A 15,183-nucleotide genomic window follows, 5' to 3' on the forward strand; every position below is an offset into this window, starting at 1 on the left:
GGTACACAACGAAATAACCGATCGAGTAGATAATTACTGAGAGAGAAGATACGCATGTTAGAAATTAAAAATCTTACAAAATACTACGGAGACTTGCTCGCTGTAGACGACGTGTCGTTTCGTGTCGAAGAGGGACAGTTTGCCACGCTGCTCGGACCGAGTGGCTGTGGAAAGAGTACGACGTTGCACTCGATTGCAGGGCTTATCGAGGCCACCTCCGGCTCGGTTCACCTCCGTGGTGAAGACGTTTCGACCGTTCCACCGTACGAACGTAATATCGGACTGGTGTTCCAGCACTCGGCACTATTCCCACATATGACCGTCGAAGAGAACCTCAGGTACGGTCTGAAGATGCAGAATTTCGAGGGTGACTACGACGCACAAATCGAGAAGTACCTCGGAATGGTCCAAATGCTGGATCACGCTGACCACAAACCCGATGAACTTAGTGGCGGTCAGCAGCGTCGAATTTCGTTTGCACGAGCGCTGGTCTACGAACCGGACATCCTCCTCTTGGACGAGCCACTCACGGGGCTTGACCGCGTGCTCCGAGAAGATATGCGAAACGAAATTCGGGCGATCCAACGGGAAGTCGACGTGACTACGCTCCATGTAACTCACGACCAGTCCGAAGCCCTGTCGATGTCGGACAAAGTGATCGTAATGAACGAAGGACGGAAAGAACAAGAGGGCCACCCGTCTAACCTCTACGAACGTCCAGAAACGGAGTTCGTCGCGGAGTTCCTCGGCCAGTCGACGAAGTTCGAAGGTGAGTTCGTCGATGCTAGCTCTCCAGTCGTCCAATCAGGGTCGAGAGAAATCCACGTCCAATCGAACGGGCACGTCGAATCGATAGAAGATGACACCATCTCGACGTACATTCGTCCCGAGGAAATCGACGTTCGTCGCCCGTCACAGGTCAACGGTGAAGTGAACACGTTCGTCGGGACGATTGTGACGATCGAATACCTCGGTCACCGCGCGGAACTGGAAGTCGAACTCGACGACGGCACGATGATGACTGCGTTTAGCCGGACGTCAGATGAACTGAACGTTGGCGACGAAATTGCGGTACAGTTCGATCCCGAGAAGGTGATTTGTGTATGAAATTCGGGAACGTCCAACTTCCAGAACTCCCGACAATCTCGGTGCTCGAGGATCGAGCAACACCGAAGTTACTGATGGCAGTCGGGCTGGGTTGGCTGACGATTTTCTTTATCATCCCAGTCGTAGTCCTGTTGTTCGAGAGCCTCAACTTCGGCGAGGGATCGCTGCTCGAGAACTACAGCACGGCACTGAGCGGTACGTACCTGTGGACGCTTGGCCGGACGATGGCCTACGCCTTCGTTACGACTATCGTGTGCCTGATCCTTGGCTACTGGATCGCCTACTATATCGCCTTCAAAGCCAAGCGGCAGATGTTGATGCTGGGGTTCGTCCTCCTCCCACTGTGGATCGCGATCATCATCCGGTTCTTCGGCGTCTCGTTGTTTTTCCTTCCAACCGGACCGGTCCAGCAGGTGTTCGGGACCGATTTCGGCATCCTCTTCTCGACGTCCGGGGTCATAATCGGACTGACGAGTGCGTTGTTGCCGTTTGCAATTCTTCCGATTTACAATTCCCTTCAGTCGATCGATGAGGAACTGGTCAACGCATCAAAGATTCTCGGAGCGACGCCTATACATACGCTTTGGACGGTTATTTTCCCACTGAGTCTGTCCGGCGTCGTTGCCAGCGCACTATTCGTCTACATCCTCGCCGCCGGATCGTTCCTCGCGCCGGCGATTCTGGGCGGTCCAGGAGACTTCATGATGGCAAACATCATCGAACAATCGTTCTCGTACAGTATCCCGCTCGCAGCAGCGCTCTCTGTCGTCTTTACGGTCGCGCTGTTGATCCTAATCGGGATATTCAACCGCTACGCGAACATCTCGGAGGTGCTTAGCGACCTATGACAAACCTCACCACTCGATTGGCTTTCTACCCTGTCATTCTGCTCGTCTACGCGATTTTGCTCATCCCAGTGGTAGTCGTCATTGCAACCTCGCTCACCGTCCAATCGTCGCCAACGCTCCCAACCGACGGTGTAACGTTAGAATGGTATGCGACGCTCTTTCAAAATCAGCGACTCATCGATGCGATGATCGTGAGTACGATCGTCGCGTGTGCGACAGCAGTCGTCGCCGGTATCATCGGTACGATCACCGCCTTTGGATTCGTGAGAAGCGAGACCAGCGGAAAGGAGACGCTCGCTACGATTATGTTGTTACCCCTGATGATCTCGCCGGTGATTACTGGTGTCGCCTTCCTCCGGTTCGGAGGGCTTCTCTCGATACCTCGGGGCTATCCCCAGATCATTCTCGCGCATTCGATTCTGGCACTCCCGTTCGTGTTCCTTATCGTCCGGTCTCGACTATTGACCTTCGACGACCGCCTCGAGGACGCGTCGATGATCATGGGTGCGAACCGATTAGAGACGACGCTCAACGTAACGATTCCGGTCATCGCACCTGCGATGATCGCCGGAATGCTGATCGCGTTCGTCATCTCCTTCGGCGAGTTCACCGCGACGCAGTTCCTCGTTACGCCCGGAACGACGACCGTTCCAATTATTATCTTCAATCAGATCCAGACGGGTCTCAGTCCGGAGATCAGCGCGCTCGCGACGACACTGGTTGCGATTATGATCATCGTCAGCGTGCTCGGCGACCGGATCGGCGGATAAGTTCCGTCGATTCGTTGATTCTGGCCAAACGGTAGTTTCACATTGCCTCGTGGAGAGTGTTTATTGTACACATGGAACGTACCGACTTTCGGGACGCGGCAACTGGAAATGCTAGTAAGCTACACGATATTACCGCCGCAGAACGGGGTAGCAAGCCAGCGATCAAAATGGATGATCGGACGCTAACCCACGCCGAACTTCGCGACCGATCCGCGGCTTTCGCTGGCGGATTAGCAGATCGAGGAATCGAACCCGACGACAGGATGTTGCTCTACGTTCCAAACTGCCCGGAGTTTCTGATCGCGTTCTTTGGCGGCCTCAAAGCGGGAACGCCGGTGTCGCCGGCGAATCCCCAGTACCAATCGCGGGAGCTTGAACACCAACTCACGGACTCGAACGCTCAGGTCATCGTCACTCACGAGCAACTGCGCGATGTCGTCGAGGAGACGATAACCGCCACCGAAGCCGATCCGTTGGTCGTTACTGTCGGCGACGCTCGACCGGACGACGTTCCGTTCGAAGCGGTCGACGGAGATCCGATCTGCGTCGATCGTTCGGACGACGACGTGGCGACGCAACTCTATACGAGCGGGACGACCGGTAAGCCGAAGGGCGTTCTTTCGACTCACAGAAACTTGCGAACGCAAGGGTTTGCGGGCGTGAATACCGGTGTCGACGATCCCGACGACGAGCGGGTACTCGTGAGTCTCCCGCTGTATCACACGACCGGGGTCTATCACTGCACGTGGCAACCGCTACTCAAGGGCGGTTGCGTCTACCTCCGTGATCCCGCCCAGTGGGATCCAGCCGATGCGATGGCGGCAATCGAAGAACACGAGATCAGTTCATTCAATGGTGTTACCGCGATGTTCGTCGATATGGTTAACGACGAGTCGTTCGGCGACTACGATCTTTCGAGTCTCGAGTCGGTCGGTGAAGGCGGAGCAAAAATGTCGGTTACGGTCCAAGAAGAGTTCGAGTCGGTTGCGGGAGTGGAGATGTACGAGGGATACGGGCTCACGGAGACGAGCGGTGCGACTCATGCGGGCCACGATTCTACGTACGGTCCGCGACTCGGTTCGATCGGGCAACCGTTCCGGATGACCGATTCCAAGGTCGTCGACGACGACGGAAACGAAGTCTCACAGGGAGAAGAAGGCGAACTGTTGGTTCGAGGGCCACACGTGATGAAAGGGTACCACAACCTGCCCGAGGAAACGGAGGCGGCGTTCGACGAGCACGGGTACTTCCGGACAGGAGACATCGCTCGCTGTGACGAGGACAACTACTACGAGATTATCGACCGAGCAAAGGACGTCATCATCACCGCAGGCTACAACGTGTATCCGAGCGAAGTTGAAGATCTGCTGAGAGAACACGACGCCATCGCCGACGTTGCGGTCGTCGGTATTCCCGACGAACGGCGGAACGAAGTCCCGAAAGCCTTCGTTGTCCCGACACCAGGAACCTCCGCCGGCGAGGACGTTACGGCCGAGGACGTCAAAGAGTTCTCACTCGACAACCTCGCCGCGTACAAACACCCCCGGCAGATCGAATTTCTGGAGGAGTTACCCCGAACGACGAGCGGCAAAGTACGAAAAGTCGAACTCGAATAGAACCGACCTCGCGCTCGAGCGAACGTAGATGCCGATTACCGCAAGGCCACCTGTCACAACGGTCGAAGTGTTGGACGCTTTCGTTATCGTTCCGATGACGAGTCGCTATCGACGGTAGTCGTACGCGCTGATCAGTCGACGGTGAATCTTCACTCAGCGGCGCTGTTTTGTTATTTACCGAGTGCCGAGGAATCACAGCAGTCAGCGTGGCATAGTGCTACTCGTTCGTAGCGCTCCCCTCTCGAGTCGTTTGGAATTACAGTGTAACGGCGTGTCCATTTCGACGTTGGTAAAGTTCGTTTACGTTCTTGCTTCCATACTCGTCTTATCTCTATCCGATAACACACTAAGGGTGTTATTTGTGGTGGTATATGTTGGGTGTGGACAACTTACAAAGTGTGTTTCACATTTTCGTGTAGTGAAACTGGACCGACTTCGACGTCCCGGAGCGACCAGACTCGCCACGCTCTGAACGGACGCGCGGAATCGGTCTCCAACTATTTATCGCTGAAAGAAACGTAGAAATATACCGGTATAATTATTATTGCGATTGTTGACTACGGCATATGCGTGAGATTGGCACAGGAAACGTGCTCGTAGACGTCGATGGACACCGTGCTGACGTCGTTTTGAATCGCCCGGAGAAACGCAATGCGATGAACGAAGACGTGCTTCGAGATCTCAAGCGAGCGTTCGAGGAGGTTCTCGCCGACGATTCCATACGCGCCATCGCGCTACTCGGTAAGGGCCCGGTCTTCTGTGCGGGAATGGACCTCGAGATGATGTTAGAGCGAGGCGAGCAAGGCGGTGAGCAAGAGATACAGAGTAGTACTGGAAATCTGCTGGGAGAGGTAATCAAAACGATCGATACCGCGCGTGTTCCGACCGTTGTCGGGATCAAGCGTGCAGCACCGGCCGGGGCATTTGAACTCTCACTTCCTGCTGACTTTCGCGTCATTTCCACCGACGCGAAGTACGGTGTCATTGAGGTACAACTCGGTACGTTCCCACACGGCGGTGCCACGCAGCGCCTTCCGAGACTGATCGGGTTGGCGAAGGCAAAGGAACTCGTCTTGAGCGGCGATTTTATCGATCCGGAAACGGCAGAGCAGGTGGGCCTCGTAAACGAAGTCTGCGAACCTGAGGCCGTCGACTCCCGCACCCGCGAACTCGCGGACGAACTCGCCGAAAACGCTCCGCTGGGACTGGAAAATGCTCGCAAAGCGCTCAACGCTGCTCTGGAGATGCCCCTCGACGAAGGGCTTGCGTACGAGCGAGCACTGGGTAACCAACTGGACGATACTCACGATTACACGGAAGGATTCAGTGCGCGGTTAGAGGACCGAAAGCCGGAGTTCGAAGGTCGGTAAGCAAACAGGTGCTGCTTTCGCTGTGTGTTTCGATGGTAACGCTTCCACGCTCGCTTTTCCCGGACGAATAGCACAGTTCTTCCTGTTTCGGTGTTCTGTCCTCGAGAATCACCTCGGGTCCGCTTAAGTGCGGCAGACGCGACACAGATCAAATCACGCGATTTTCTAGCTTTTTGCTCCCTCGAGCTGGCCTACTTCGGTTGTCGAAGAGTGTCGTCAGTAACCGCACACCAACGTCAAAATACGGTCGGCTGGTTATTCCTCGAGCGGGACGAACACCGGAATGGCAGCGTCCGCCGACTTGAGAGAGACGAAACGAACCTCGACGCGAGTTCCGATTTCGACCGCGTCGGGCTCACAATCAAGGTTTGTCAGCAGTCGCGGCCCGTCATCGAGTTCGACATACGAGATAACCAATGGTAGGTCTTCGTCAGGCCACCCGCTCATCGTCCGCGTCACCGAATAGGAGTAGACTGTCCCCGTACCGGTCGCCTCTCGCCAGTCAACATCGTCGCTGAAGCAGTCTGGACAGTACTCGCGAGGATAGTGGTGGACGAGTCCGCAGTCACCACACTCTCGAACGAGTAAGGTCTCGTCGGCGGCAGCCGACCAGTAGCGTTTCGTTTCGGGAGTGATCTCAGGAGTTGGACGTGGCTCCCAACTCATCGGTCTTCGCCTCCGAGCACGACCGTTGCGGCGCCGTGGCGAGTCCCGATACTTCCGCCGGTGCCGTGAGCGAGTGCGATATCGGCGTCGACTTGCACCTCGTCGTTGGCGTCGCCGCGAAGCTGTCGTACCGCTTCGATAACTTTCGTCATCCCGCCGCGATTTGCCGGATGGTTCGAACACAGGCCACCGCCGTCCGTATTGAACGGCAACTCGCCGTTCGGGGCCTTGAGCGTCCCACCTTCGACGAACGAACCGCCGTCGCCTTTTGCGCAGAACCCGAGATCCTCGATCGCCTCGAGAACGGTGATCGTAAACGAATCGTAAATCGAGGCGTAGTCGACGTCCGCCGGGACCAGCCCCGCTTCGTCGAACGCCCGACTACCCGATTCCTGGGCGGCGGTGCGTGTGAGGTCGATTCGACCGGCTTGGTGGTGGCCGATTGACTCGCCGTGTCCGAGTACTTCGACGCACTCGCGCTCGAGACGGGATCGGGCGTCCTCGGAGACGACGAGCAGTGCACCCCCGCCGTCGGAAATGACGCAGCAATCGAGGAGGTGTAACGGGTCGGCGACGACGCGCGAGGAAACGACATCGTCGACCGTCACCGGATCCTGATACATGGCGTGCTCGTTGAATTGTGCGTGGTGAGATGCGGCGACGCGGATTTCGGCGAGTTGTTCGGGCGTCGTCCCGTACTCGTGCATGTGTCGCTGTGCGGCCATGCCGTACATGCCGATGTTCGTCGCGCCGTAAATCCGTTCGAAGCTGTCCTGCGTCGTCCGAATCTCTCGAGCACCGGACCCGGTTGCCTGCCCTCGTGAGCGTGGTCTCCCTGCGAGCGTGATGAGTGCGACGTCACAGGTGCCGTTTCGAATCGCAGCAACCGCGTGGCCGACGTGGCTGATATATGAAGAACCGCCGAAGTCCGTTGTATCGGCGTAGGAAACGTCGAGGCCGAGATAATCGGCCATGATGAGCGGCGTCAGTCCGCTCTCGTACTCCGGCATTCCCGCCGTAAAGTACGCGTCGATCGAGTCCTTTTCGAGACCGGCGTCCTCGAGTGCACCACGTGCAACCTCTGCGTGCAGTTGCATCGTCGATTTGTCTGGCGCTTCCCGTGTCGGATGTTCGTACGCGCCAGCGATATACACTGGTGACTGTGTTGCCATCAGTTGGCGATTAGCATACTTCCACCTAAGTCTTTACGTCCATCTCGCGCATCTCCTCTCCCTCTCGCTCTTTCCGTGCCAGGTCGAGTGCCTCGACGTTCGATTCGAGGTGATTCACGGACGAACGAGGACTACCAGCCGATGGCGACAGGCTTCGATACAGACCCAATCTCTCGATTGCTACGAACCACTGGTCCCAGCCGCGTTCAGCTGGGAGTGATCCCGTCGGATACGATTTACAGAACGTCTAAATAGCGGCGGTGACCTGGATATGGTATGAGTTCGCTTACCGACGAACAGGAGATGCTTCTCGAAACGGCGTCTGACCTCGCAGAAAACGAATTTTCAGAAGCGGCGTATGGGTGGGAGGGAGAGATTCCGTGGGAAAACATCGAACTTCTCGCCGACCACGGCTTTCTGGGGATCAACTTCGACGAGGAGTACGGCGGTGCGGGATTCTCCGAATTCGAAGCGATGTTGCTCAACGAGGCGGTTGGTCGGGTTTGTCCGGATACGGCTTCGTTCTTGAATTCGCTGCACATGGTGGCGCCCCGGGCTATCGACATGTTCGGTACGCCCGCGGCCAAAGAGAAGTACCTACCGCCGTTAACGGATGGCGAGGACTTCATCGCTATCTGCATCTCCGAACCTGAAGCCGGGTCCGATGTCCATTCGATGAACACAACGGTCGAAGAGCGGGACGGCGAACTAGTACTCAACGGCGAGAAGACGTGGGTGTCACGATTCGACGCCGCATCAGCCGGCGTTACGTGGGTTAAATTCCCGGAGGGCCTCGGTACCGTCGTTGTCGACTTCGACGACCCAGGAGTCGAAGTGAGCAACCACTACACCAACATGGCCGGCCACGAGCAGACCCACTACTACATGGAAGACGTCGTAATCCCACCGGAGAACGTCCTCACGCGTGGCGAGGACGCGTTCAAGCAGCAGCTCAAAGCCCTCAACTGGGAGCGTCTTGCCGTGGCGTCAATCTCGAACACGTGGGCATTGGCGGCACTCGAGTACGCTCTCGAGTACGCACAAGATCGCGAGCAGTTCGGCCAGCCAATCGCCGAATTCCAGGGTCTCGAGTGGAAACTTTCCCGACTGGTCACACAACTCGAGGCGTCTCGCTCGCTCACGTTTCGCGTAGCAGAGGATGCTGTCGCGCACGGCCGCGTCCCCGATCCCTTGCGAACCGGCTCGGCGAATCTCTTTTCCGGACAGACTGCAGAGACCGTGATCAGCGAATCGCTCCAGATCTGTGGCGCGAACGGCTACCAACAGGGCCACCCACTCGAGTACCTCTACCGACTCCAGCGCGGTTGGCGGTTCGCCGGCGGCACCGACGAAATTCAACAGAATACGATCGCTCGCTGGCTCAAGCGCGACGGAGTCCCGTCGTTACTGAACTAACTCTAAGCGCTTGTCCCCAGTCCTCAACGCTTCGATTTCGCGTGTAACGAGACCGTTAGTAGAAGGTTTCACCCGCTTTGGCCTTCTCGACGAGTAAGTCACACGACAACGTTTCTGCGAGCTTGTTCGTGTCTTCGTGACGGCTAGCGACCTCGGTCAACTTCTCGACGATCACGTCGAGGCCAACCTCGTCGGCTTTCTCGAGGGGCCCGACCGGCCAATTGCCACCGAGGCGGGCACCGGTGTCGATGTCGTCGACGGTTGCAACGTCGTTCTGGACCATTTTGGCCGCCTCGTTGACGATCGGTGCCCAGACGAGTAGCGTATCGAACCCCTGTCCGGCGTCGACCGAAATCTGTGGCTCATCGCGTTCATCGTACTCGTAGTACCCGGCGTTCGCCTTGCGTCCGTATCGGCCCTTATCGTACAACTGATGGAGGATGGGACAGACTTCCGTATCGTAAGACATCGGTCGATCGTCCTCGAGATGGTCCTGTTCTCCCTCGACGCGAAGTTGGATACCGCCGGTGAAGTCGGCGAGTTCGAACGGACCCATCGGGAACCGTTCTTTGAACTTCATCGCGGAGTCGATTTCCTCGATTGTGTGCTCGCCGCGATACACCATCCACGCGGCGCCTTCGCCGTAGGGCCGCATCAGCCGGTTGACGATAAACGAGGGAATGTCGACCTTGCACCGAATCGGCGTCTTGTCGAACGACTCGATAAGCGCCTCGGCGGTATCGCCGACGCCCTCGGGCGTGTGTTCGGTCATAATAACCTCGACCAGATCCATCAGCATGGGCGGATTGAACCAGTGTGTTCCGACGACTTGCGAGGGTCGGTCAGTCACTTCGGCGAGACGGGTAATATTGAGACCCGACGTGTTCGTCGAGAGGATCGCCTCCTCCGGTGTGATCTCGTCGAGGTCTCGGAAAATGTCCTCCTTGATCGCCTGTTGTTCGACTGCCGCTTCAGTCACGAAGTCCGTGTCGGAAGCCGCTTCCTCGAGGTCAGTCGTGAACGTAAGTCGGTCCAGTGCCTCCTCGATTTCGGCCTCCGTTGTAGATCCGTTCTCGACCGACTTCTCGTACGACCACTCGATTCGTTCCTCGGCATGTTCGAGTTGAGATTGGTCGACGTCGTTCACGTACGTTTCGTACCCCGTCAGTGCGGCGACTGCGGCGATTCCTCGTCCCATCTGCCCGCCACCGATTACGGTAATCGTTTCGATCGTGTTGATAGACACTACCATACGTGACTGAAACCGAACGCGGATGAAAAGTGTATCGTTCGGTTTGCACACCTCTCGCTTCACAAACGTGAACTGGACTGCACGCTGTTCGAGTGGATAGCCATATGAGAGGTACTGACGTGATTCAGTACGCATTCCAATCGAATTAGTGATCCTTGCTGTCCAATTGTTTGGACGCCACGACAGCAATTCGGCAGTTGCATTCCTCCGTGGGCGCTGCGAGAAACACGATTTCATCGAGACGTATTCCTCGTCAATCAATTTCGATCGGACTACCCTCGCTCGGTTAGGCCTGAGCGGTCGGGTTGACTCCACTTATCGTAGCCTCATCGAAAACTGGTTTTACATCTGCAAAATGCGGGTTGCCCGTTTCCATTACTTGTGGGTGGACAGTCGGGCGAGCGCACGCAAGTGGTTTGACCAGTTTGTGCAGTAATACAACCATCAAGACCGCATCGATCGTTCGACGGCCGAACGTCAGCAGGTGGGGTGGTAAACCATAGCAGGCACTAGAAATTTTTACCCGTATATTGTGGTCACTTCCAGTGGATAATTTCGCCAAAATCTCTCGCGGAGTTACAAAGTGTCCTCGACAATGTAGAGGGAAAAAACCGACACAACGGCTCTAGCGGCAGTAGTGTACAAGAACGGCGACACGCCGACTGAACTAGCCGGGTGATACGATGTACAGCGATAGACGATTTGTAGCTGTTTCAAGCTGTTGCTGATGGATATCGATCGAGAAGAAAACGAACGTTCTCAGTTGTGTTCAAAATTGAGAGAAACTCAACGACCGTGCCGAACGAGCGACGTATTTTCGGGTGTCGGTCCTCGCGAACCTGGCGGCCCGTAACGACCTTGCCTTCGTGATGTTGTTAGCGTACTCACCAGCGCTGAATCTGGGTGAAGAGCGCTGGCGACACCGACAAGCACCACTCAACAACTACTCCTCTCAGTCGCTCGGCGACCGTCACCAGCGATTAACATAGTTTCCGATCAACCAACCATATCAAAGATGAGTAATTTCTTCTAACACCCATCCTGGGTGATGACCAACTCGAGCACCTCTCGAGACGACCACTCCGTGCTCTCCGTACAGGCTGAGCACTCTTCACGAGGAAGCAGGATGCAGGACGTCGTAGGTGTAGCGGCGGATACTGCCTCGAGAGAGCCGGCCCTGACGTTCCGAGTTAGTCCATGTCTTTCATCAACAACGCTACGAGCCACGAGCCTCGAATTCAGATCGATCTACCTATGTCACCGTGTGCCCCACGACGAGTCGCACACACGAGAGAGTTACTCGAGGCTCACATCTCCGTTCAAAACAACCCGGCTATTCGCGCCGGTGAGTTACGACAGCTCTTCACCGAGATCAGACGCAGTCGGTCGGTTTTGACTCTCAGGCATGCTTTCACCCGGTCGCTTTGGCAGTTGTTGTGCAGTGAGTAACTCGTCGTCTTTGAGAACGACGACCATTATATCACTCTCGTTGACCTCGTCGAACGCAGACCGTGGCGCGACGTGTTCGTCGACGAGTTCGCCGTCTTTCTCGAGCAAGAAGACGACGTGCTCGCCGTCGACAATTCTGTCGACGACACCGATGTATCGGGTTGCGCCAGCCGTCGATTCCGACGCCGATTCGACAGCCGCATCGTCATTGTCGGATTCTGCGGCGGTCGTTGCGGGTATGGCTAGCATAAGTGCGCTCGCGCTACCGATCAGTTGTATTGCCGTTCGTCGAGTCACTCGTTGGTGGTTCGACATACCTCGGTTGGCCGCGCTATCCTTTATAAAATATCGCACAGTATAAACACAGGGGTAGTATGTGTCAGAATTTAGGTGCGTAGAATAAATAATCAAAACAGTTACAGAAGGAGAGTATCATCACAGGGCACTATTTACGACTCTACATATTCTAACGATGGTGGGCTGATTCACATTTCGATAGGTGGTTTAGACGATAGAATACCACAGTAAATGCTATATCAATTAGAACTCATGTTTTGTTGTTTATATAATTCTCGTCTCCCTATTCGGAATACTCATCCCGTATGGTGAAATGTCCGTCTTGCAAACGGGGACTCAATTGATATCTACCCGCTCGGAGCATTTTTCGGCCACTGAAATCGTTCTTCTCCCCCATCTCATAACAACAGTACTTCTGTTATGAGATGGGGGACCGTTCGTATCACATCGAATTCGAGTTCACGATTCGGAACACGCACAGCCACCTCGTTCGATCAGTTCGGCGGCGTCGTACTGCTCGTGGCAGTCCTCACAGACGACTTGAACGGTGGCGAGGACACGGTGTGAACCTAACTCGAGTCGATCCGTTCGTCGTAATCGGGCTAACTTGCTTTCGGTTACCGTCACCGTTCGCTCTCGGAGTCCGTCGATCGCTTGTCGTTCCGTGCGTCGGACGTCCTCGTCGGTCGCCTCTGGCAACGATGCGTCGCGATACTCCGTGAGGTACGATCGAATCGCACCATACGAAACGAACTCTTCGGTTACCGTTTCGACGTCGACGCCGGCACGCTCGAGACGGCGTCTGGCCTGCGATTGTTCGCCGCGACTGCCTGTTTCCTCGCGGAGCAACTCGTAGAGGCGATCGATGTCTTCGGTAATCGTCTCGACGCCTGCATCCTCGAGTGCGGCCCGCAGCAGGCGTTCGTTGAACGAGTCTGCGAGCGCTCGAAGACTCTTTCGCTCGTCGGGATGGGTCCAGTGGGCCTCGAGTTTGTCTCCGACACCCTCGAGATCGTACTTCTCGAGGAGTCTGGGGACTTTTGGTTGTGGGCCCGGCGTCGTACGCCGTTCGTCCATTAGCGGTAGATTTTCGCGAATTAGGGAAAGTCGTTTCGGTGAAACGAGATCGTTTCACCATCCGGTCGCCGTTCGTTTTATGATCGGATCGCGTGTCACACTGTCGTCTACCCGTAGGCGAGCGTGACCCGAATCTCACCGGCTTTGTCCCGAAGGCGGTTCAGGAGGTCGTCGTGGATGTACTCGTCTTTGAACCGACTTGTCGGTCCGAAGACGCCGAGCGAGCCGAGGAGTTCGTCCGCCGGCGTGTAGACGGGAACCGCGACGCCACAGAGGCCGTCCATGTGTTCTTGCTTGTTTACCGCATAGCCGTCGTCCCGGATTCGATCCAGTTCGTCGGAGAGCGTTTCGGGGTCTGTCACGGTGTGCTCCGTGATTTCCTCGAGTCCGTGCTCGTCGATGAACGCCGCGACGTCGTCGTCGTCCCACTCTGCCAGAATTACTTTTCCCGAGGCGAGTGAGTGAAGTGGGCGTCGCTTCCCGATCATCGTATCCGAGAGACTGCCGTAGCGATGGACGTAGACGGCGTCACCTTCCTCCTCGACGATAAAGACTGCCCGCTCGTCGGTTTCTTGGCCCAGTTCGAACACCTTCCGCTTGGCGGCCGTATAGCCCCGTTTTCGCGTTCGCGCCTGCTCGCTGATCTCGAGTAACCGAAAGCCGATGTAGTAGGCACCGTCGCGCTCGACGACGTACCCCATCTCGGTCAGCGTCGTGAGGTGGCGATAGACGGTGCTCTTGCTCAGGTCCGTCTGCCGAGTCAACTCCGTAATCGTCACTCCTTCCTCGGCTTTCAGCGCCTCGAGTATTGTGAACGTCTTCCGCGTGGTCGAGACGCCGGCGTTGGTTCCGTCCTCTCCGGGCATGCTCTACCCGAGACTTTCCGAGGCCGGCAATCAATGTTCCGGAAAGCAAAACAGCTGGGGTAATATGCGGAACAGACTCGTCGGTCGACTGGTTCACTCAGGGCGTCACTACTGTCGACTCTGTCTCAACTCGAGTCGGTGGGATCGGACCGTCCCTAACGGTTCGCGGTCGTCATCGCCCGTCTACAACTGCGGAAAAGACGGTTTCGGTCGCGACCGTCGACGGTTCGCTACTGGTAGGCTTTGAGCCCGGTGAACGCCTCGCCCAGCACAAGCGTGTGGATGTCGTGGGTGCCCTCGTAGGTGTAGACCGTCTCGAGGTTGGCCATGTGACGCATCGGCGAGTAATCCGTGGTGATGCCGTTGCCCCCGAGCATCTCGCGGGCGATCCGGGATTGGTCGCGCGCCGTTCGCACGTTGTTGCGTTTAGCCATCGAGACGTGCTGGGGGCGCATCTCGCCGCGCTCTTTGAGTTCGGCGAGGCGGTGTGCGAGCAACTGGGCGAGCGTGATCTGGGTGCCCATCTCGGCGAGTTTGCGCTGTTGGAGTTGGAAGCGCCCGATCGGGCCGCCGAACTGGTCGCGATCCTGGGCGTACTGACGCGCCTCCTCGAAACAGTCGCGGGCCGCGCCGACGGCTCCCCAGGCGATACCGTACCGGGCTTGTGTGAGACACGACAGCGGCCCCTTCATACCCGAGACGCCCGGCAGCACGTTTTCTTCGGGGACGTGGACGTCGTTGAGGCCGATCTCGCCCGTGATCGACGCGCGCAGTGAGAGCTTCTCCGTAATCTTGTTCGTCGAGACGCCGTCGCGGTCGGTCTCCACGAGGAAGCCTCGGACCGGGTCGTCCTCGCTCGAGCGATCGCGCGCCCAGACGATGGCCACATCGGAGATGGGGGAGTTGGTGATCCAGGTTTTCGCGCCGTTCAGGACGTAGCCGTCACCGTCGGCTTCAGCATACGTCTCCATCGCCGAGGGGTTCGAGCCGTGTTCAGGCTCTGTCAGCCCGAAACAGCCGATGGCCTCGCCGCGGCCCATCGCCGGGAGCCACTCCTCTTTCTGTTCGTCGCTCCCGTAGGCGTGGATGGGGTACATGACGAGGGCACCCTGCACCGAAGCCATCGAGCGCAGCCCCGAGTCGCCGGCCTCGAGTTCTTGCATCAGTAGTCCGTACGCGGTTTCGGAGACGTTCGGCGAGCCATACCCCTCGAGATTCGGGGCGTAAAAGCCCAGATCGCCCATCTCAGTGATGAGGTCGGTGGGGAACGTGCCGTT

Annotated in this window: 13 protein-coding genes; 6 read left to right on the forward strand and 7 right to left on the reverse strand. The window is 56.9% G+C overall.

Annotation, left to right across the window (positions count from 1 at the left end):
• Window positions 1–93 precede the first annotated feature (93 nt).
• The 5 genes from BLW62_RS15060 (at window position 94) to BLW62_RS15080 (ending at window position 5,711) form a co-directional block, all read left to right on the forward strand.
• Window positions 94–1,107 (forward strand): ABC transporter ATP-binding protein, encoded by a 1,014-nt coding sequence (locus tag BLW62_RS15060; RefSeq protein ID WP_245726733.1) that lies wholly within the window; start codon window positions 94–96, stop codon window positions 1,105–1,107.
• Window positions 1,104–1,955 (forward strand): ABC transporter permease, encoded by an 852-nt coding sequence (locus tag BLW62_RS15065; protein WP_090507854.1) that lies wholly within the window; start codon window positions 1,104–1,106, stop codon window positions 1,953–1,955. The genes BLW62_RS15060 and BLW62_RS15065 overlap by 4 nt, the downstream gene beginning before the upstream one ends.
• The gene (locus BLW62_RS15070) at window positions 1,952–2,725 is read left to right on the forward strand and encodes an ABC transporter permease (RefSeq protein WP_090507855.1); all 774 of its coding nucleotides are present in this window, start codon (window positions 1,952–1,954) and stop codon (window positions 2,723–2,725) included. Before BLW62_RS15065 ends, BLW62_RS15070 begins: the two co-directional genes overlap by 4 nt.
• 71 nt (window positions 2,726–2,796) lie before the next feature.
• Window positions 2,797–4,341 carry a class I adenylate-forming enzyme family protein gene (locus BLW62_RS15075; RefSeq protein ID WP_090507856.1) on the forward strand — a complete coding sequence of 515 codons (1,545 nt, stop codon included), beginning with the start codon at window positions 2,797–2,799 and terminating at the stop codon, window positions 4,339–4,341.
• A gap of 566 nt (window positions 4,342–4,907) precedes the next feature.
• Window positions 4,908–5,711, forward strand: a complete 804-nt coding sequence (locus BLW62_RS15080; RefSeq protein WP_090507857.1) for an enoyl-CoA hydratase/isomerase family protein — start codon at window positions 4,908–4,910, stop codon at window positions 5,709–5,711.
• Between the two features lie 255 nt (window positions 5,712–5,966).
• Here BLW62_RS15080 and BLW62_RS15085 read toward each other — a convergent pair whose 3' ends face one another.
• Together BLW62_RS15085 and BLW62_RS15090 are read right to left on the reverse strand one after the other, a co-directional pair.
• Window positions 5,967–6,377, reverse strand: a complete 411-nt coding sequence (locus tag BLW62_RS15085) for a Zn-ribbon domain-containing OB-fold protein (RefSeq protein WP_090507858.1) — start codon at window positions 6,375–6,377, stop codon at window positions 5,967–5,969.
• A complete protein-coding gene (locus BLW62_RS15090; protein WP_090507859.1) occupies window positions 6,374–7,549 on the reverse strand; it encodes a thiolase domain-containing protein in 1,176 nt (391 codons plus the stop codon). Before BLW62_RS15090 ends, BLW62_RS15085 begins: the two co-directional genes overlap by 4 nt.
• 276 nt (window positions 7,550–7,825) lie before the next feature.
• On the opposite strand from BLW62_RS15090, the gene BLW62_RS15095 reads away from it, so the two are divergent.
• Complete coding sequence (locus tag BLW62_RS15095) at window positions 7,826–8,965, forward strand: acyl-CoA dehydrogenase family protein (protein WP_090507860.1); 1,140 nt, start codon at window positions 7,826–7,828, stop codon at window positions 8,963–8,965.
• 55 nt (window positions 8,966–9,020) lie between these two features.
• On the opposite strand, the gene BLW62_RS15100 is transcribed toward BLW62_RS15095, so the two are convergent.
• From BLW62_RS15100 to BLW62_RS15120, 5 genes are all read right to left on the reverse strand, one after another.
• Window positions 9,021–10,217, reverse strand: coding sequence for a 3-hydroxyacyl-CoA dehydrogenase (locus tag BLW62_RS15100; protein ID WP_175459766.1), 1,197 nt, complete (start codon window positions 10,215–10,217; stop codon window positions 9,021–9,023).
• Window positions 10,218–11,567: 1,350 nt separating this feature from the next.
• Window positions 11,568–11,915: a hypothetical protein gene (locus BLW62_RS18800; RefSeq protein ID WP_175459767.1), complete on the reverse strand. Its 348-nt coding sequence runs from the start codon at window positions 11,913–11,915 to the stop codon at window positions 11,568–11,570.
• 507 nt (window positions 11,916–12,422) lie between these two features.
• Window positions 12,423–13,040, reverse strand: coding sequence for a rod-determining factor RdfA (gene rdfA / locus BLW62_RS15110; RefSeq protein WP_090507863.1), 618 nt, complete (start codon window positions 13,038–13,040; stop codon window positions 12,423–12,425).
• Between the two features lie 107 nt (window positions 13,041–13,147).
• Entirely contained in the window at window positions 13,148–13,906 is a 759-nt protein-coding gene (locus BLW62_RS15115) for an IclR family transcriptional regulator (protein ID WP_090507864.1), read from the reverse strand.
• A 230-nt stretch (window positions 13,907–14,136) separates the two neighbouring features.
• On the reverse strand, window positions 14,137–15,183 hold a 1,047-nt coding region (locus BLW62_RS15120), incomplete at its 5' end, for an acyl-CoA dehydrogenase family protein (RefSeq protein ID WP_090507886.1).

Origin of the sequence: Natronorubrum sediminis, from assembly GCF_900108095.1 — an archaeon.
In the GTDB taxonomy this organism is placed as follows: Archaea; Halobacteriota; Halobacteria; order Halobacteriales; family Natrialbaceae; genus Natronorubrum; species Natronorubrum sediminis.